The 17421-nt window shown below is 66.8% G+C and carries 16 protein-coding genes; 9 read left to right on the top strand and 7 right to left on the bottom strand.

Annotated features, from left to right (window positions below; genetic code table 11):
* Positions 1–4: 4 nt before the first annotated feature.
* Positions 5–1222, bottom strand: a complete 1218-nt coding sequence (argE, locus tag HCU76_RS25205; RefSeq protein WP_218510940.1) for an acetylornithine deacetylase — start codon at positions 1220–1222, stop codon at positions 5–7.
* Positions 1223–1490: 268 nt separating this feature from the next.
* On the opposite strand from argE, the gene HCU76_RS25200 reads away from it, so the two are divergent.
* The 3 genes from HCU76_RS25200 to HCU76_RS25190 all read left to right on the top strand — a co-directional run bounded on the left by HCU76_RS25200 (position 1491) and on the right by HCU76_RS25190 (position 5030).
* Positions 1491–2666 carry a glycerophosphodiester phosphodiesterase gene (locus tag HCU76_RS25200; protein ID WP_371319903.1) on the top strand — a complete coding sequence of 392 codons (1176 nt, stop codon included), beginning with the start codon at positions 1491–1493 and terminating at the stop codon, positions 2664–2666.
* A gap of 67 nt (positions 2667–2733) precedes the next feature.
* Positions 2734–3933 carry a M20 aminoacylase family protein gene (locus HCU76_RS25195; RefSeq protein WP_218510938.1) on the top strand — a complete coding sequence of 400 codons (1200 nt, stop codon included), beginning with the start codon at positions 2734–2736 and terminating at the stop codon, positions 3931–3933.
* Positions 3930–5030, top strand: a complete 1101-nt coding sequence (locus tag HCU76_RS25190; RefSeq protein ID WP_218510937.1) for a M14 family metallopeptidase — start codon at positions 3930–3932, stop codon at positions 5028–5030. The genes HCU76_RS25195 and HCU76_RS25190 overlap by 4 nt, the downstream gene beginning before the upstream one ends.
* Positions 5031–5676: 646 nt before the next feature.
* Here the strand turns inward: HCU76_RS25190 and HCU76_RS25185 are convergent.
* Positions 5677–6801, bottom strand: coding sequence for an ABC transporter substrate-binding protein (locus HCU76_RS25185; protein WP_218510936.1), 1125 nt, complete (start codon positions 6799–6801; stop codon positions 5677–5679).
* 52 nt (positions 6802–6853) lie between these two features.
* Here HCU76_RS25185 and HCU76_RS25180 point away from each other — a divergent pair, with 52 nt between their 5' ends.
* From HCU76_RS25180 to HCU76_RS25170, 3 genes are read left to right on the top strand one after another with little or no spacing between them, the layout of a single operon-like run.
* On the top strand, positions 6854–8923 hold the full coding sequence (locus HCU76_RS25180) for a molybdopterin-dependent oxidoreductase (protein ID WP_218510935.1): 2070 nt from the start codon (positions 6854–6856) through the stop codon (positions 8921–8923).
* Complete coding sequence (locus HCU76_RS25175) at positions 8920–10053, top strand: aminopeptidase (protein WP_218510934.1); 1134 nt, start codon at positions 8920–8922, stop codon at positions 10051–10053. Before HCU76_RS25180 ends, HCU76_RS25175 begins: the two co-directional genes overlap by 4 nt.
* Positions 10046–10351 carry a polyhydroxyalkanoic acid system family protein gene (locus tag HCU76_RS25170; RefSeq protein ID WP_213952826.1) on the top strand — a complete coding sequence of 102 codons (306 nt, stop codon included), beginning with the start codon at positions 10046–10048 and terminating at the stop codon, positions 10349–10351. Before HCU76_RS25175 ends, HCU76_RS25170 begins: the two co-directional genes overlap by 8 nt.
* 121 nt (positions 10352–10472) lie before the next feature.
* Here the strand turns inward: HCU76_RS25170 and HCU76_RS25165 are convergent, their stop codons facing one another.
* A complete protein-coding gene (locus tag HCU76_RS25165; protein ID WP_218510933.1) occupies positions 10473–11369 on the bottom strand; it encodes an AraC family transcriptional regulator in 897 nt (298 codons plus the stop codon).
* Between the two features lie 160 nt (positions 11370–11529).
* Here HCU76_RS25165 and HCU76_RS25160 point away from each other — a divergent pair, with 160 nt between their 5' ends.
* Positions 11530–12774, top strand: coding sequence for a CaiB/BaiF CoA-transferase family protein (locus tag HCU76_RS25160; protein WP_218510932.1), 1245 nt, complete (start codon positions 11530–11532; stop codon positions 12772–12774).
* A 16-nt stretch (positions 12775–12790) separates the two neighbouring features.
* On the opposite strand, the gene HCU76_RS25155 is transcribed toward HCU76_RS25160, so the two are convergent.
* From HCU76_RS25155 to HCU76_RS25140, 4 genes are all read right to left on the bottom strand, one after another.
* Positions 12791–13045 (bottom strand): acyl-CoA-binding protein, encoded by a 255-nt coding sequence (locus HCU76_RS25155; protein ID WP_218510931.1) that lies wholly within the window; start codon positions 13043–13045, stop codon positions 12791–12793.
* A gap of 28 nt (positions 13046–13073) precedes the next feature.
* Positions 13074–13886, bottom strand: coding sequence for a hypothetical protein (locus tag HCU76_RS25150; RefSeq protein WP_371319902.1), 813 nt, complete (start codon positions 13884–13886; stop codon positions 13074–13076).
* A gap of 17 nt (positions 13887–13903) precedes the next feature.
* On the bottom strand, positions 13904–14581 hold the full coding sequence (locus HCU76_RS25145; protein WP_218510930.1) for a TetR/AcrR family transcriptional regulator: 678 nt from the start codon (positions 14579–14581) through the stop codon (positions 13904–13906).
* 115 nt (positions 14582–14696) lie between these two features.
* Positions 14697–15161, bottom strand: coding sequence for a phasin family protein (locus HCU76_RS25140; protein WP_218510929.1), 465 nt, complete (start codon positions 15159–15161; stop codon positions 14697–14699).
* Positions 15162–15461: 300 nt separating this feature from the next.
* On the opposite strand from HCU76_RS25140, the gene rfbB reads away from it, so the two are divergent.
* Positions 15462–16532 (top strand): dTDP-glucose 4,6-dehydratase, encoded by a 1071-nt coding sequence (rfbB, locus tag HCU76_RS25135; protein WP_218510928.1) that lies wholly within the window; start codon positions 15462–15464, stop codon positions 16530–16532.
* Positions 16529–17419, top strand: coding sequence for a dTDP-4-dehydrorhamnose reductase (gene rfbD / locus HCU76_RS25130; RefSeq protein WP_218510927.1), 891 nt, complete (start codon positions 16529–16531; stop codon positions 17417–17419). Before rfbB ends, rfbD begins: the two co-directional genes overlap by 4 nt.
* Positions 17420–17421: the final 2 nt, after the last annotated feature.

The following is a 17421-nucleotide window of genomic DNA, read 5'->3' as shown; positions in this document are numbered from 1 at the left end:
GCACTCACCCGATCGCCTTGGTGGTCGCCAGGCCGCGCAGGAACTCCTCGCAGCGAGCCAACTGGTCCAGCGTCACGAACTCGTCGGGCTGGTGCGCCTGGTGGATGCTGCCGGGGCCGCACACCACCGTCGGGATGCCGGCGCTCTTGAAGAGCCCGGCCTCGGTGCCGAAGGCGATCTGCGTCACGCGCGATTCGCCCGACAGCCGTTGCGCCAGGCGCGTGACCGGGTCGTTGGCCGAGCCCATGAAGCTGGGCACTTCGCAGATCGTCTCGAAGCTGAAGCCGGCCTCCGGCGCGACCTTCTTCATTGCCAGCTCGGTCTTCGCGGCAAAGGCGAGCACCTCTTTCTGCATCTCCTGCGCATCCGCCGTCGGCAGATTGCGGAACTCGTAGCGGAACTCGGCGTCGCGCGGCACCACGTTGTCGGCGATGCCGCCATGGAACTGGCCGACGCTCGCGGTGCTGTAGGGCACGTCGAAGCCTTCGTAGCGCGGCTCGTGCAGTTCGAAGCCTTCGGCCATGTCGCCCAGCTTGCCGATCACGCGGGCGCCCATCTCGATCGCGTTGACCGAGTTCGGCGTGAGCGAGGAGTGCGCTTCCTTGCCGCGCACGCAGCACTTGTAGCGGTACACACCCTTGTGCGCGATCGCGGGCACCATCCCGGTGGGCTCGCCGATGATGCAGGCCAGCGGCTTGATGCCGGCCTCTTTCATGTCGGCGATCAATTCCTTCACGCCGAAGCAGCCGACCTCCTCGTCATAGCTGAAGGCGAAGTGCACCGCGAACGGCGAGTTGCTTTCGACGAAGCGCTCGGCATTGGCCAGCGCGATGGCGATGAAGCTCTTCATGTCGGCCGCGCCGCGGCCATACAGGCGCGGCACCGTGTGCTGCACCTCGCCATCCTCGGCCACGCCTTCGGGCCATGCCTGCACGATGCCCGAGAGCGGATCTACGCTCCAGTCCTGTCCGTCCCAGGGCACCGTGTCGGTGTGGCCCGAGATGATCACGCCGGCCGGCTTGCCCGCGCCCAGCGTGGCGAACAGGTTGGCCTTGCTGCGGTCGGCATTGCGGGTGATGCGGCTGCGCACGCCGATGCCGGCCAGGTGGTCGCGAATGAAGTCGATCAGTTCGAGATTGCTCCTGCTGCTGACGGTGTTCATCCGCACCAGGGTTTGCGCGATGTGCAGGCTGCGGCTGGAGAGGACGTGTGGCGTGGGCATGGGTTCATTCTCACGGATGTGGGGGCGCTTCGGCGCTCGCCTGGAACGCCCGGCAGCCGCGTGTGAGTTCGTTCTCGAATTCAATGTCGTCCATGTGCCATGTCATCCCCCATGCGGTGGAGATGCAACATGAAAACCCACGCAACAGGTGCGTTGTGACAAGTGCTGACACACGAGCCGGGTAGGCTGGAGATCCACTCAACAGCGAGAGAAGGAGAAAACCATGCACGCGATCCTTTCCCCATTCCCCGCCGCACGCGCGGTATCCATGAGCTTGTCCGCCGCGGCGCTTGCTGCGCTGGGCGCCTGCACCATGGGCGGCACCGGCCAGCGACCCTTGCCCACGCTCGACGGTCGCCCGCCGCTGGTGGTGGCGCACCGCGGCGCCTCCGGCTACATCCCGGAGGAAACCATCGAGGGCTACACGCGCGCCATCGAACTCGGCGCCGACGTGATCGAGATGGACCTGATCTCGACGAAGGACGGCGTGCTGATCACGCGTCACGATCCGAACCTCGCGCTGAACACCAACGTGGCCACGAAGCCGGAGTTCGCCTCGCGCAAGAGGACGATGCAGGTCGATGGCGAAACGCAGACCGGCTGGTTCAGCCAGGACTTCACGCTGGCCGAGATCAAGACGCTCGGTGCAATCTCCACCGACCCCGAGCGCCCGCAGCAGTTCAATGGCCTCTACAAGATTCCGACCTTCCAGGATATCCTCGACCTGGCGGCCGCCAGGCAGAAGGAAACCGGCCGCCCCATCGCCATCTACCCCGAGACCAAGAACCCCACCTGGTTCCGCGACATGGGCCTGCCGATGGAGGACAAGCTCATTGCCATGCTCGACAAGGCCGGCCTCAACAGCAAGTCGGCGCCGGTGTTCGTGCAGTCCTTCGAGCCCGGCAGCCTCAAGTACATGAAGAGCAAGGGTCTGAAGACGAAGCTGATCCAGCTCATCGACGGCGACGGCATCGACCCCAGGACCGGCGCGATGACCTACGCCGTGCCGGTGGAGCGCCCCTATGAATGGACCAAGGCCGGCGACAAGCGCAACTTCGACGTGATGGTGACGCCGGCCGGCCTGGCCGAGATCGCCACCTACGCCGACGGCATCGGCCCGTGGAAGCGCTACATCATCAGCACCCGCGGCACCATAGGCGCGGACGGCAAGCAGGTCGACATCAACGGCGACGGCAAGCTCAACGATGCCGATTCGACGTCGATGGCGCCGACCACCCTGGTGGCCGACGCGCACAAGGCCGGCCTGTTCGTGCACCCCTTCACTTTCCGCAACGAGAGCCGGCGCCTGGCCAGCGACTACAAGGGCGACCCGAAGAACGAGTACCTCGCGTACTACCGGCTTGGCGTCGACGGCCTGTTCACCGACTTCACCGACACCGCGCTGGCGGCGCGCGCGGCATGGCTGAAGGACATGGGCCGCTGAGTTCCTGCGGGGGTTCGAGGCAGGGGCTTTGCGAGCAATCGCCGCAAAGCCTAGACTCGTCCTCACCATGAAACTCATCGATTCCCTCGTCACCCAGGCGGCCGGCATTGCCGCGGTCCGACGCGACCTGCATGCCCATCCCGAACTGTGCTTCCAGGAGGTGCGTACGGCCGACGTGGTCGCGGCCAAGCTCACCGAATGGGGCATCCCGATCCATCGCGGCCTCGGCACCACCGGCGTCATCGGCATCGTGAAGAACGGCACCAGCGACCGCGCCGTCGGCCTGCGCGCCGACATGGACGCGCTGCCCGTGACCGAGCTCAACACCTTCGAACATGCCAGCAAGCACCACGGCAAGATGCACGCCTGCGGCCACGACGGCCACACCGCCATGCTGCTCGCCGCCGCGCAGCACCTGGCGAAGAACCGCAACTTCGACGGCACCGTCTACCTGATCTTCCAGCCCGCGGAAGAGGGTGGCGGCGGCGCGCGCGAGATGATCAAGGAAGGCCTGTTCGAGCAGTTTCCGATGGAGGCCGTGTTCGGCATGCACAACTGGCCCGGCATGAAGGCCGGCCAGTTTGCCGTGAGCCCCGGCCCGTGCATGGCGTCGAGCAACGAGTTTCGCATCGTCATCCGCGGCAAGGGCGGCCACGCGGCGCTGCCGCATACCGGCATCGACCCGGTGCCGATCGGCTGCGAGATGGTGCAGGCCTTCCAGACCATCCTCACGCGCAACAAGAAGCCGACCGATGCGGGCGTCGTCTCGGTGACGATGTTCCACGCGGGCGAAGCGGTCAACGTCATCCCGAACAACGTCGAACTGCGCGGCACGGTGCGCACCTTCACGCTCGAGGTGCTGGACCTGATCGAGTCGCGCATGAAGCAGATCGCGGAGGGCCTGTGCGCGGTGCACAACGCGGAATGCGAGTTCGAGTTCGTGCGCAACTACCCGCCCACCATCAACACGGCGGCCGAGGCCGACTTCGCGCGCCGCGTGATGGCCGGCATCGTCGGCGAGGACAACGTGCTGCCGCAAGACCCGGCCATGACCGCCGAGGATTTCTCCTTCATGCTGCAGGCCAAGCCCGGCGCCTATGCCTTCATCGGCAACGGCGACGGTTCGCACCGCGCCATGCACCACGGCGGCGGCCCGTGCACGCTGCACAACGCGAGCTATGACTTCAACGACGACCTGATCCCGCTCGGCGCGACCTGCTGGGTGAGCCTGGCTGAGCAGTTCCTGAAGCCTGGTGGTGCAGCGTGATTGGAGTGGTCGAGGCCTTTTCGCCCAGCTACGCCGAAGCCCGCCGCAAGTTCCTGCAAGGCTGCGTTGCCGCGGGCCTCAAGGTCGATGCGCATCCGCATCCCCTCAAGGGCCGCAACGGCGAGGACCTGTCGATGGATGTGGCGCTCGACGGTTCTCCCGACGCGAAGCACTTGCTGATCGTCAGCAGCGCCTGCCACGGTGTCGAAGGCCATTGCGGCAGCGGTGTGCAGAACTTTGCGCTGCATGACGCCGAATGGCGCGAGAAGGCCGGCAAGGCTGGCGTGGCGGTGTTGTACCTGCATGCGCTCAATCCCCATGGCTTCGCGCACGGCCGGCGTGTCACGCACGAGAACGTGGACCTGAACCGCAATTTCGTCGACTTCAGCCAGGCGCTGCCGGTGAACGCGGGCTATGCCAGGCTGCATCCGCTGTTATTGCCCGCCGAATGGCCGCCTACGCCGAAGAACCAGGCCGAGATCGGCGCATGGATCGAGAAGCACGGCATTCCGGCCTACCAACTTGCCATCAGCGGTGGCCAGCACCAGTTCGACGATGGCTTGTTCTTCGGCGGCAAGGCGCCGACCTGGAGCAACGCCACCTTCCGCCAGGTGCTGCGTTCGCAAGCGCAGGAGGCCCGCAAGATCGCCTGGATCGACCTGCACACGGGCCTGGGTCCGAACGGCATCGGCGAGCGCATCTTTGCCTGCCGCGACGACAAGGTCGCCTACGCCCGCGCCAATGCCTGGTGGGGCACGGACAAGGCGCCGGTCACCTCGATCTACGACGGCTCATCGGCCTCGGCCCTGCTGACCGGCCTGATGATGAACGCGGTCTACGAGGAGTGTCCGCAGGCGGAGTTCACCTCGATCGCGCTGGAGTACGGCACCTTGCCGTTGCTCGACGTCATGGGCGCGTTGCGCGCGGACCATTGGCTGCACGCCCATCCGAAGGCGGCGCCGGACCTGGCCGACGCGATCCGTGCGCGGATGATGGAAGCGTTCTATACCGACACGGACGCGTGGAAGGGGCAGGTCATCAGCCAGGCGCGGCAGGCGATGTTCCAGGCGGTGGATGGGTTGACGGCGGGCGGTTGAACTGCGTCGTTCGCAGCTGATTCGGCAGTCGTGCCTGTTTGCCTAGGAGCGGGTTGGTTGCTGTTTGGTCGCGGCTTGGTTTGCGGCTGGGTTTGTGGCCGGGGCGCGTCGTCGGGCGGCATGCGGTACGGCGCGTGCGACCCTACTGCGCCGGTCGCTGCGCGACTCCCCTGCGCTGCTCGCGTTTGGCGGGGTCCACATGAACTCGCTTCGCTCAAACAGCATGTGGCCCTGATCCGCCAAACGCTGCGCTGCTCGGCGGCGCAGAAGGGTCACCCACCCCGCACCGCATACCACCCGCCGCCGTGGACACGCTCGTGGTGCATCCATCTTCCTCCCTCTCCCCTCGGGGAGAGGGCTGGGGTGAGGGCAGCAGCCTCCCAAGAGTACGAGGCTCTCGATCGCCCCAAAGCCCGGTACGCGGTACGGGTTGGTCGATCCCTTCTGCGGCGCTGAGGAGCGCAGCTTTGGGCGGATCAGGGCCACATGCTGTCTGAGCGAAGCGAGTTCATGTGGACCCCGCCCAAAGCGAGCACCGCAAGGGAGCCGCGAAGCGGCCGCCGCGGTAGGGTCGGCCGGCCCGTACCGCGTGCCGGGCGCTCTCCGCAGAGGGAATGGGACTGAAGCGAACCCGAGCCGAACCCAATCAGGTCCGAACCCGCCCATCCCCCGTAATCATCGACAGCTCGACAAACTTCGAAGCCACATGGTTCTTCGACGAAAACGACACGTCGAACCCACCGAACTGCTGCTTGTCGATCGCTTCCAGCCCGGCGATCAGGCTCTCGCGCGTCGGCTTGCCGCTGCTGCGCTTCAGGCCCTCCGTCAGCACCTTTGCTGCCAGGTAGCCTTCCATGCTCGAGAAGTTGGCCTTGGTGTTGCCGCCGCTCTTGCGCACCGCCTCGGTGAACTCGCGCGTGATCCCGTTGGCCGGGTTGTACGGGGAGGGCACCACCTGCGACACCACCACGCCCGCACCTTCCTTGCCCAACTCGTCCGCCAAGGCCTGCGTGCCCACGAACGACACGTTGAAGAACGTGCCGCCATAACCCGCCTTGCGCGCTTGCCGGATGAACGCCGCACACGCCTTGTACGCGCCGATCTGCACGATCGCATCGGGCTGTGCCGCGACGATATTCTTCACGGCCGCGGCCACCTCCACCGAATTGCGTTCCACCGTTCCCAGCGCCAGCGGCTTCAACTCCTGCTGCCCCAGCGCCAGCGTGACGCCATCGAGCCCCGCCTTGCCGTACGCGTCGTTTTGGTAGAACACCGCGATCTTCTTCAAGCCCAGGTACGTCAGCTGCCGCACGATCAGCGCCGTCTCGTCGTTGTACGACGCGCGCAGGTGGAACACGTTCTTCTGGAAAGGCTCGCGCAAGGCCATTGCGCCGGTGAACGGCGCGATGAACGGCACCTTGTCCTTCACCGCCATCGGCAGCGCGGCCAGGCTGGTCGGCGTGCCGATGTAGCCGAACAGCGCGAACACGTCGTCCTCGATCAGCTTGCGCGTGTTGGCCGCCGTGCGATCGGGCTCGTAGCCGTCGTCCAGGAAGCGCAACTCCACGTCGCGGCCCGGCTGGGCGTTGTAGATGTCCAGGTACAGCTTGGCGCCCTGGTAGAACTGGATGCCCAGTTGCGCCGCCGGGCCGGTGAACGGCGCCGACTGGCCCAGCAGGATCGGCGTCTCGCCCTGCGCCCGCGCGATCTGGAAATTGCCCAACGCTGCCGCGCCGGCTGCCGCCATGGAAAACTGTCTGCGATTCAACATTCCGGAACCCCTCTGCACGCAGGGTGCGCGCACAAATCACTAGACTCGCCCGATGCTTGATGCCCCGGCGACCACCGAAAAAACCACCAACACCGCCACCGTGCTCGGCGCCTGCCCGCACGACTGCCCCGACACCTGCGCGCTGGTCACCACCGTGCGGGACGGTGTCGCCGTCAAGCTGCAGGGCAACCCGGACCACCGCCACACCGCCGGCGTCCTCTGCACCAAGGTCTCGCGCTACATCGAACGCAACGACCATCCCGAACGCCTGACGACTCCGCTGCGCCGGACCGGCCCCAAGGGCTCCGGCCAATTCGTCCCTGTCTCGTGGGACGAAGCGCTCGACGCCATCACCGCGCGCCTGCAACAGGTGAAACAATTAGAAACTATTCTGCCCTACAGTTACGCGGGAACGATGGGCTTGGTGCAGGGCGAGTCGATGGACCGTCGTTTTTTTCACAAGCTCGGCGCGTCGCTGCTGGACCGCACGATCTGCTCGACGGCAGGAGGCGAAGCCTTAAGTTTTACTTTGGGCGGCAAGGTCGGCATGCGGGTCGAATGCTTTGCCGAAGCCAAGCTGATCCTGATCTGGGGCAGCAACTCGATCGGCAGCAACCTGCATTTCTGGCGTCACGCGCAGGCGGCCAAACGCAACGGCGCGCGCCTTGTCTGCATCGACCCGCGCAAGACCGAGACCGCCGACAAGTGCGACGAGCACATCGCGCTGCTGCCGGGCACCGATGCCGCGCTGGCGCTCGCGCTGATGCACGAACTCATCGTGCACGACTGGCTCGACCACGACTACATCGCCAACCACACCTTGGGCTGGGCGCAGTTGCGCGAACGCGCGCTGCAGTGGCCGCCGTCGCGTGCAGCCGCGGTCTGCGGCGTGCCGGAGGCGCAGATCGTTGCGCTGGCGCAGGCCTACGGCACCACCCGGCCGGCGGCGATCCGCATGAACTACGGCATGCAGCGCGTGCGCGGCGGCGGCAACGCGGCCCGCGCCATCGCCTGCCTGCCGGCGCTGACGGGCGCCTGGCGCCATCGTGCGGGCGGCGTGCTGCTGAGCGCGACAGGTTTCTTCCCGGTCGATCGGGCCGCGCTGCAACGCCCCGACCTGCTCGCGGGGCGCACCCCGCGCACCATCAACATGTCAGCCATCGGCGATGCCCTGCTGGACGCGGCGAGGCCGGTCGACGTGCTCGTGGTCTATAACAGCAACCCCGTGGCCGTCGCGCCCGATTCCGGCAAGGTGGTCGCCGGCTTCGCGCGCGAAGACCTGTTCACCGTCGTGCTCGAACAGTTCCAGACCGACACGGCCGACTACGCCGACTACGTGCTGCCCGCCACCACGCAACTCGAGCACTGGGACATTCACACCAGCTACGGCCACACCGACGTGTTGTTGAATCGCCCGGCCGTGGCGCCGCGCGGCGAGGCGCGCAGCAATGCCTGGGTGTTCCGCGAACTGGCGCGCCGAATGGGTTTCACCGAGCCATGTTTTGCCGATGACGACGAAGCGCTTTGCCGGCAGGCCTTCGCGGCTGGCGTGATCGACTTCGGCGAACTGGAGACGCAAGGCTTCACCAGCCTGAAGCTGCCCGAGGCGCCGTTTGCCGACGGCGGCTTTCCCACGCCCTCGGGCCGCTGCGAATTCTTCAGCGCGCGCCTTGCCGCGATGGGGCAGGACGGCTTGCCCGACCATGTGCCGAACTACGAGCCCGCCGGCAGCTCGCGCGATTTCCCGTTGGCGATGATCTCCCCGCCAGCGCGCAACTTCCTCAATTCGAGCTTCGTCAACGTGCGCAGCTTGCGGGCGATCGAGGTCGAGCCGCTGCTCGAGATCCATGCCGACGATGCGGCCGCGCGTGGCATCGAGGACGGCGCGACGGTACGCGTCTTCAATGCGCGCGGCGAATACCGCTGCCGGGCCGAGGTGTCGCGGCGCGCCCGTGCCGGCGTCGTGCACGGGCTGGGCATCTGGTGGCGCAAGCTCGGCATGGACGGCACCAACGTCAACCAGCTCACCAGCCAGCGCCTCACCGACATCGGCCGCGGACCGACCTTCTACGATTGCCTGGTGCAGGTCGAGCGCGACGACAGGCACGCCGCCGCATCATGACGCGCCGCCGCAAGGCCGCGTGGCTGCTGCTGGCCGTGGTGGCTGCCGGCACGGTGTCGTCGCTCTCGGGTTGCAGCAACCTGGGCTACTACTGGCAGTCGGCCAACGGCCACCTCGACCTGATGCGTTCGGCCAGGCCGGTGCCGCAATGGCTGGCCGACCCGGCCACCTCCGCCGCGCTGCGCGACAAGCTGGCGCTCACGCAACGGATGCGGCGCTTCGCCGTGACGCAGCTCGGGCTGCCCGACAACGCCAGCTACACCGAATACGCCGACCTGCATCGAGGCGCCGCCGTCTGGAACGTGGTGGCCGCACCGCCTTATTCGCTCAAGCTGAAGACCTGGTGCTTTCCCGTGGCGGGCTGCGTCGGCTATCGCGGCTACTACCGCGACGCCGATGCGTTGGCGGAAGCCGAGGTGCAGCGCGCCGAAGGCCTCGAAGCCGGCGTGTACCCGGTCCCGGCCTACTCGACGCTGGGCTGGCTCAACTGGGCCGGCGGCGACCCGTTGCTGTCTACTTTCATCGGCTACCCCGAGGGCGAATTGGCCCGCCTCATGTTCCACGAACTGGCGCACCAGGTGCTCTACGTGCCGGGCGATACGGCCTTCAACGAGTCCTATGCCACGGCGGTGGAGCGGATCGGCGGCGCCCGCTGGCTCGCCACCGAGGCCAATGACGCGGCGCGCAGTGAATACGCGCAGTTCGACCAGCGCCGCCAGCAGTTCCGCCAGCTCACCCTGGAAACCCGCCAGCAACTGGAAGCCATCTACGACGCCGGCGATGCGATCGACGCCAACCCCGCCGGCGACCGCGACAGGCAGGCGCTGGACGCGCGCAAGAAGGCCGCGCTGGACGACTTTCGCGCGCGTTATGCCTCTCTGCGCGCCGGTTGGAGCGGCCCGCAGCAGGGCGCATACGATCGCTGGGTGGCGCGCGCCAATAATGCAATGTTCGGCGCGCAGGCGGTTTACGATGACCTTGTGCCGGCATTCGAGGCGTTATTCGAACGCGAAGGGCGTGACTGGCGGCGCTTCCATGCCGCTGCCGCAAAGCTCGCAGCGCTGCCGAGGAACGAACGCGAGGAGGCCCTTAAAAACATGACTCAACAGAACGGAAAGCCCGGTGTCTGACATCCACATTGAACGCAATCACACCTTGGGGCTGGAACAGGCGCGCGAGGTTGCGCGAGGCTGGCTCGAGAAGGTCGAGAGCGAATACGGCATGGACTGCAAGTACTCCGAAGGCTGGGTGAGCGACATCGCCAGGTTCTCGCGTCCTGGCGCGGAAGGCTCGCTGCGCGTGACGGAGGACAACTTCACCCTGCGCATGACGCTGGGCTTCCTGATGGATTCCTACGCCCGGCAGATCGAGGAGCAGATCACGCGCAACCTCGACGAGCTGCTCGGCGACGCCGACAAGTCCGGCTAAAAAGGTGTGAATATTTCTACTGCGGACGCCGATCTCGGGCCTGCGGTGCTCACCGCACGGGAGTGCGGTTCCGGTCCTCGACCCGAACTCGGCGCCCTCGCTACGAAATCTTCACACCTTTTTACGCAGCGGAGTAGCCGCCCTCGGAAGACGCAGCCGCCTGCATCCTGTGATGCCGCCGGAACTTCGATGGCGGCATGCTTTTCTGCAGGAGGAACTGGCGGTTGAAGTTCGACAGGTTGTTGAAGCCGACGTCGAGGCACACGTCCAGCACCGGTCGCTCGCTGTGGGCCAGCAGTTCGCAGGCGCGGCTGATGCGCAACTCGTTCACATAGCGCACGAAGGACTGGCCGGTGTGCTTGCGGAAGGCCCGCGAGAACGCGCTCGGGCTGCGTCCCACGAGCCCGGCGAGCACCGGCTCGCGCAGTTCGGTGTGCAGGTTCTGCCCGATGTGCGCCAGCACATGGTTGATGGCGTGCGACATGAAGGACCGGGCTTCCGGCTTGTAGTTGGCGCTGGCCAGGCGTCGTCGCTGGGTGTCGGCGTACAGCAGTTCGAACAGCGACAGCAGCAACGCCACCCGGCGCAGGCCGGTCGCGCCGACCAGTTCCTCCATGACCGGCCTGGCCGCCGCCGCGGTTGACGGGCTGAACGCGAGGCCGGCGTTGGCCTCGCCGAGCAGCGGGGCCAGCTTGCGGAACTCCGGAAAGGTGCGCACCATGCCGTCGGCGAGCGAAGCGCCGAACTGCACCATGATGCCGCGCTGCTCCGCGGTGCCTTCCGCGGGCAGGTCGCTGATCCAGTTGTGCGGCAGGTCGGGGCCCATCATCACCAGGTGGCCGGGCTGGAAGCGGCCGATGTGATCGCCTACGAAGTAGACCCCCTCGGTCTCGGCGACCAGGTGGATCTCGAATTCAGGATGAAAGTGCCAGCGCGCGGCTGGACTCGGGTAGTCCACCACCTTCGCGGTGAAAGACTCCTCCCGGGACAAATTCACGATTTCTCTGTCTGGCAGCATGCCGATGTCCTCCCTAAGTGCCTCCGCGTGCGAGCGCGGTATCAAGGAACTGTAGGGATGAGTGCGAAACGTCACAAGCCAGACCTCGCTAGGTGTTTTCCCTTCATGACGACTTTGGGGCTACACGCCGGGGGACTTGCCCGCATGCACACTCTCGACCATGCAAGGTATTGCCACTTTCCCCGTCCCTGTTCCCGCCGCCGGCCCCCTGGCGGGGCTGCGCGTGATCGAACTGGGCCAGCTCATCGCCGGACCTTTCGCTGCCCGCACGCTGGCCGACTTCGGCGCCGAGGTCGTCAAGATCGAACCCCCCGGCACCGGCGATCCGCTGCGCCAGTGGCGCATGCTGAAGGACGGCACTTCCGTCTGGTGGCAGGTGCAGTCGCGCAACAAGCGCTCGCTGGCACTCGATCTGCGCGAGCCGGAGGCGCAAGCCATCGTGCGGCAGCTCGCGACCGAGGCCGATGTCTTGATCGAGAACTTCCGGCCGGGCGCGATGGAGGGCTGGGGGCTGGGCCCGGAATCGCTGCATGCGTTGAACCCCTCGCTGGTCATGCTGCGCATCAGCGGCTATGGGCAGACCGGGCCCTATCGCGATCGACCCGGCTTCGGCGTGGTGGCCGAAGCCATGGGCGGCCTGCGCCATCTGACCGGCGAGCCGGGCCGTGTGCCGGTGCGCGTGGGCGTGTCGATCGGCGACACGCTGGCATCGCTGCATGGCGTGATCGGCGTGTTGCTGGCCTTGCAGCATCGCCACGCGACGACGAGCCCCGCGATGCCGAAGGGCCAGGGCCAGGTCATCGACGTGGCGCTCTACGAGGCCGTGTTCAATTGCATGGAAAGCCTGTTGCCTGAATACAGCGCATTCGGCGCGGTGCGTGAGGCGGCCGGCAGCGCATTGCCGGGCATCGCGCCAACCAACGCCTACCGCTGCAGCGACGGCTATGCCATCGTCGCCGGCAACGGGGACAGCATCTTCCGCCGCCTGATGCAGTGCATCGGCCGCGCCGACCTCGCGGCCGATCCGGCGCTGGCCAGCAATGCCGGACGCGTGGCACAGGTGCAGATGATCGACGCGGCCATTGGCGATTGGGCCGCATCACGGACTGTGGCGGAGGTGCTCGCCGCACTCGAGGCAGCACATGTGCCGGCCGGCCGCATCTACACCGTGGCCGACATCGCGGCCGATCCGCACTACGCCGCGCGCGGCATGCTGCAGCCGACGCCGCAAGCGGATGGCAGCGCGCTCATGCTGCCGGGCTTCGTGCCGAAGTTGTCGGCCACGCCCGCGAGCCATCGGCGCGCCGCGCCGGCCCTGGGCGAGGACTCCGATGCCGTGCTGCGCGAGATGGGGTTGAACGACGAGCAGATCGCGAGCTTGCGGTCGCGTGGCATCGTCGGTTGACAGGAGCCGAGGCCCTTCAGCGCAGCGACTCGATCAGGTCGATGTAGCCCTGCTTCGCGTCGTCCGCGCTCATGCCCTTGCGGGTGGTCCATGCCTCCCACTTGGCGCGGGCCACGAAGTCGCTGAAGGCCGGCTTCTTCTCGACGTTGTCGCCGGCGGTGGCCTGCTTGTACAGGCCGTAGATCTTCAACAAGGTGGGGTTGTCCGGACGTTCGGAGAGCAGTTTGGAGTTGGCGTGGGCGGATTCGAAGCGGGTCTGGAGATCGGTCATGCGGCGCATTCTCTCAGCGGGCCGTGCATCAATCTTCCAGCCCCGCGCGCGCCAGTTCCACTTCCAGCCGCTCGCGCGCATCGATCGGTTCGATCGCGGCGGCCTTTTCGTAAAGGCGAGTCGCCTCAGGCAACTGGTGGTCGCCTTCCAGCATGAGCAGCCCGCGCGCGTACTCCATCAGCCCGACGGCGGAGCCGGGGTGCAGTTCCAGGCCGCGCTCGAACAGCCGGAGGGCAGCGTCGGCACGCACGCCGTAGGTCATGCGCGCGACGAGCGGGCCGACCTTGTCGATGACCTCCGAATGAAAGACCCCGAGCTGGATGTGCGCGTCGGCATGCTCGGGCTGCAGTTCGATCACGCGCTCCAGCATGTGCTTGACCTTGCTGCCCAGTCCCTGGGCCAGGGCCCTGGCCACGCTGATGCCCTGGCTGTAGTGGGCCAGGGCGTAGGCCTGCCAATAGAGCGCCTGGCAGCTGTCGGGCTCCTGCGCCAACTGGGCCGCGGCACGGTCGGCGACTTCGCGGAACAGGGCCAGTCGGGTGCCTTCGCGTGGCTCGACGTAGTTGGCATAGATGGCCGTGGCCTGGTTGGCCAGCGCATGGCCTTCCACGCCATGCGCCAGGCCCACCGCGGCCGCGCGCTCGAAATCACCGCTGTGGTACAGCGCCCAGCCTTCGGCCAGCGGCCCTGGCGCGGGCGGCGGCAAGCCCTGGCCGGCGTGCAGCCGTGACCAGTGCAGGTGCAGGTCGCCGGCCTCGAAGCGCGCGACATCGCTGTAGGGCAATGGCGCCCACGGTCGCGCCGTGGGCCCGGGAGGCGTCAACAACGGTTGGGCGCGGATGTTGGCGGGAGGAGTGGTCAAGCTGTTACAGCCTCGTCTTCGTCGGGGGCATAGGCATCACTCAAGCTCAGAAGATAGCTGCGCTGCAACGGCGCCAGGTAGGGCGCCAGCAGGTGCAGTGTGTGCAGGGCGCCGCGCAGCAGGGCGGCCTGGGCGTGCGCCGGTTCGAGCGCCTCGCGCGGATTGCGCACGTACTCGTAGCTGAGCCAGTACGTCAGCACCACCACCATGCTGCTCGACAGCGCTTCCACCTCGCGCAGGTCGATCTCCAGGTTGTCGGCGCGCGCCATGCCGGCCAGCAGCGTGCGGATGGCACGGGCCTTGTTGTCGAGCACGAGCTGGAAGCGCGTTTCCAGCAGGCGGTTCTTGCTGAGCAGGTCGTTCAGGTCGCGGTACAGGAAGCGATAGCGCCAGATCAGTTCGAACAGGCTGTGCATGAAGAACCATGCGTCCTCCACGTCGTTCACGCCTTCACTGGCATGCAGCAACTCGTTCAGTTCAAGCTCGTAGTCCTCGTACAGGCGGTTGATCAGCGCGTCCTTGGCCGGGTAGTGGTAGTACAGGTTGCCGGGGCTGATGCCGAGTTCGGCCGCGACAAGCGTGGTCGACACATTCGGTTCGCCGAAGCGGTTGAACAGGTCGAGCGACGCCTCCAGGATGCGTTGCGCAGTGCGGCGTGGCGCCTTCTTGGCCATGTCGTAGCCCCGGTTTTTGACTCTGAGGCGACTCTAGCGCAATCCGCCTCGCGCGCGGCACCGGCGCGCCGGGGGAATCCCGGATGCGCCCCGCGCCCGTCCCGTCAGGTGGCGATCAGCGATCGGCAGGACCGCTGCGCTTGACGCGCCGGCGCGGGACTTTCTTCGCGGCCGCCGTGGACGTGCTGGCCGGCGCCTTGCGGCTGGCCAGTTGTGCTTCGAGTTCGGCCACGCGCGCCTTCAGAGCCGTCAACTCGCTGGCCGAGGGCATGCCGAGCTTTTCGAGCGCGCGCGCCACGCGCTCTTCAAAGATGTTCTCGAGCTTGCCCCACTGGCCCACCGCCTTGGCGCCGAATTCGCTGGCAAAGCCGGCCATGCGGGTCTGCGCCTGCGCGAGCGTTTCCTCGGCCGCTTGCTGCGTCTTCTTCTGCAGGCCGGTGCCGTCCTTCACCAGCGCCTCGAACGCCTTGGCGCCTTCCTGCTGGGCCTTGGCAAAGGCGCCCAGGCCAGCCAGCCAGATCTGCTGGGCGGATTCCTTGATACGGTCGGCTGCCTTGTCGTCGTCTTTGGGGGTCGCCATTTGTCCAATTTCCTTCAGGGGCGGTTGTTGCAATACTCAATGAGTTCCGGGCCGCCAGCGCGAGGCCAAGCCATCGTACGCATGCAGCTTGCGCAAGTGGTGGTCGATTGTGCTTGTGCAGTCGTTGTCCAGGGGCGTTTCCTGCCGGCCGATCGGGCTCAGGGGAACGCGAAACATTGTGTTCTCGAACGCATGAACCGGCGGCGATGTGCCGCGAGGAAGCGCATGAAGGGCAGGGATAATCCCCTGCTCGACGGCCGGGAGACGGCCGCTTTCAATTTCTTGCACCCAGGGGATCACATGATTCTGGTTACCGGCGGCGCCGGCTTCATCGGCGCCAATTTCGTTCTCGACTGGGTCGGGCAGGGCGACGAACCCGTCGTCAATCTGGACAAGCTGACCTATGCCGGCAATCCCGAGACGCTCGCCTCACTCGCAGGCAATCCGCGGCACGTGTTCGTGCAGGGCGACATCGGCGACAGCGCCCTGGTCGACCGGCTGCTGGCCGAACACAAGCCGCGCGCGGTCGTGAACTTCGCGGCCGAGTCCCATGTGGACCGCTCGATCCACGGCCCGGAAGATTTCGTGCAGACCAACGTGCTCGGGACCTTCCGCCTGCTTGAGTCGGTGCGCGGGTACTGGTCGGCATTGCCGGCGGAGCAGCAGGCGGCCTTCCGCTTCCTCCACGTGTCCACCGACGAGGTCTACGGCTCCCTCTCGGCCACCGACCCCGCCTTCACCGAAGACAACAAGTACGAGCCCAACAGCCCCTACTCCGCCAGCAAGGCTGCGAGCGACCACCTGGTGCGCGCCTGGCATCACACCTACAAGCTGCCGGTGGTCACCACCAACTGCTCCAACAACTACGGCCCCTTCCACTTCCCGGAAAAGCTCATCCCGCTGATGATCGTGAACGCGCTCGCCGGCAAGCCGCTGCCGGTGTATGGCGACGGCATGCAGGTGCGCGACTGGCTCTACGTCAAGGATCATTGCAGCGCCATCCGCCGCGTACTCGAAGCGGGCCGGCTGGGCGAGACCTACAACGTCGGCGGCTGGAACGAGAAGCCCAACATCGAGATCGTCAACACCGTTTGCGCGCTGCTGGACGAGTTGCAGCCGCGCGCGGACAGCAAGCCCTATGCTGCGCAGATCAGCTACGTGACCGACCGTCCCGGCCACGATCGCCGCTACGCCATCGACGCACGCAAGCTCGAACGCGAACTCGGATGGAAGCCCGCAGAGACTTTCGACACCGGCATCCGCAAGACCGTCGAGTGGTACCTGGCCAATGGCGAATGGGTGCGCAACGTGCAAAGCGGCGCCTACCGCGAATGGGTGCAGAAGCAGTACGACACCAAGGCATCGGCATGAAGGTGTTGCTGCTGGGCAAGGGCGGGCAGGTGGGCTGGGAGTTGCAACGCAGCCTCGCGCCCCTGGGTGAACTGGTGGCCCTGGGCACCGGCAGTACCGGATTTCACGCCGACTTCAGCCGCCCCGACGAACTCGCCGAGACGGTGCGCGCGGTGCGCCCCGACGTCATCGTCAATGCCGCCGCGCACACGGCGGTCGACAGGGCCGAGAGCGAGCCCGAGCTTGCGCGCAAGCTCAACGCGACCTCGCCTGGCGTGCTGGCCGAAGCGGCCGTGCAGGTCGGCGCGCTGATGGTCCACTTCTCCACCGACTACGTCTTCGACGGCAGCGGCACGGCGCCATGGCGCGAGGACAACGCCACCGGTCCGCTGAGCGTCTACGGTAAGACCAAGCTCGAAGGCGAGCAACTCGTCGCCCGGCACTGCGGCCGGCACCTGATCTTCCGCACGAGCTGGGTCTATGCCGCGCGCGGCGGCAACTTCGCCAAGACCATGCTGCGGCTCGCGAAGGAGCGAGAGCGCCTCACCGTCATCGACGACCAGGTCGGCGCGCCGACCGGGGCGGAACTGCTGGCCGACGTCACCGCACACGCCATCCGCGACACCCTGCGCGACGCGTCCAAGGCCGGCCTCTATCACGTTGTGGCCGGCGGCGAGACGACCTGGAACGGTTATGCGCGCTTCGTGCTGGCGCAGGCCTTGGCCGCGGGCGTCGAGTTGAAGGCATCGCCCGAGGCGGTCGACCGCGTGCCGACCAGCGCCTTTCCCACACCGGCGACGCGGCCGCACAATTCCCGGCTGGACACCACCAAGATTCAAGACACATTTGGGATCCGCTTGCCAAACTGGCAGGCTGGCGTGGCGAGAATGCTGCAAGAGACGCTCTGACA

The sequence above is a fragment of the Variovorax sp. dw_308 genome (assembly GCF_019207085.1).
Classification (GTDB): Bacteria; Pseudomonadota; Gammaproteobacteria; order Burkholderiales; family Burkholderiaceae_C; genus Variovorax.
This window is presented reverse-complemented; position numbering and strand designations above follow the sequence as displayed.

Bases quoted from the DNA above. Each gene is read 5' to 3' on its own strand.
- HCU76_RS25175 (WP_218510934.1), top strand. From the start codon at position 8,920: ATGACGCGCCGCCGCAAGGCCGCGTGGCTGCTGCTGGCCGTGGTGGCT.
- rfbD (WP_218510927.1), top strand. From the start codon at position 16,529: ATGAAGGTGTTGCTGCTGGGCAAGGGCGGGCAGGTGGGCTGGGAGTTG.
- HCU76_RS25180 (WP_218510935.1), top strand. From the start codon at position 6,854: ATGCTTGATGCCCCGGCGACCACCGAAAAAACCACCAACACCGCCACC.
- HCU76_RS25185 (WP_218510936.1), bottom strand. From the start codon at position 6,801: ATGTTGAATCGCAGACAGTTTTCCATGGCGGCAGCCGGCGCGGCAGCG.
- HCU76_RS25200 (WP_371319903.1), top strand. From the start codon at position 1,491: ATGAGCTTGTCCGCCGCGGCGCTTGCTGCGCTGGGCGCCTGCACCATG.
- HCU76_RS25165 (WP_218510933.1), bottom strand. From the start codon at position 11,369: ATGCTGCCAGACAGAGAAATCGTGAATTTGTCCCGGGAGGAGTCTTTC.
- argE (WP_218510940.1), bottom strand. From the start codon at position 1,222: ATGCCCACGCCACACGTCCTCTCCAGCCGCAGCCTGCACATCGCGCAA.
- HCU76_RS25140 (WP_218510929.1), bottom strand. From the start codon at position 15,161: ATGGCGACCCCCAAAGACGACGACAAGGCAGCCGACCGTATCAAGGAA.
- HCU76_RS25160 (WP_218510932.1), top strand. From the start codon at position 11,530: ATGCAAGGTATTGCCACTTTCCCCGTCCCTGTTCCCGCCGCCGGCCCC.
- HCU76_RS25145 (WP_218510930.1), bottom strand. From the start codon at position 14,581: ATGGCCAAGAAGGCGCCACGCCGCACTGCGCAACGCATCCTGGAGGCG.
- HCU76_RS25195 (WP_218510938.1), top strand. From the start codon at position 2,734: ATGAAACTCATCGATTCCCTCGTCACCCAGGCGGCCGGCATTGCCGCG.
- HCU76_RS25155 (WP_218510931.1), bottom strand. From the start codon at position 13,045: ATGACCGATCTCCAGACCCGCTTCGAATCCGCCCACGCCAACTCCAAA.
- rfbB (WP_218510928.1), top strand. From the start codon at position 15,462: ATGATTCTGGTTACCGGCGGCGCCGGCTTCATCGGCGCCAATTTCGTT.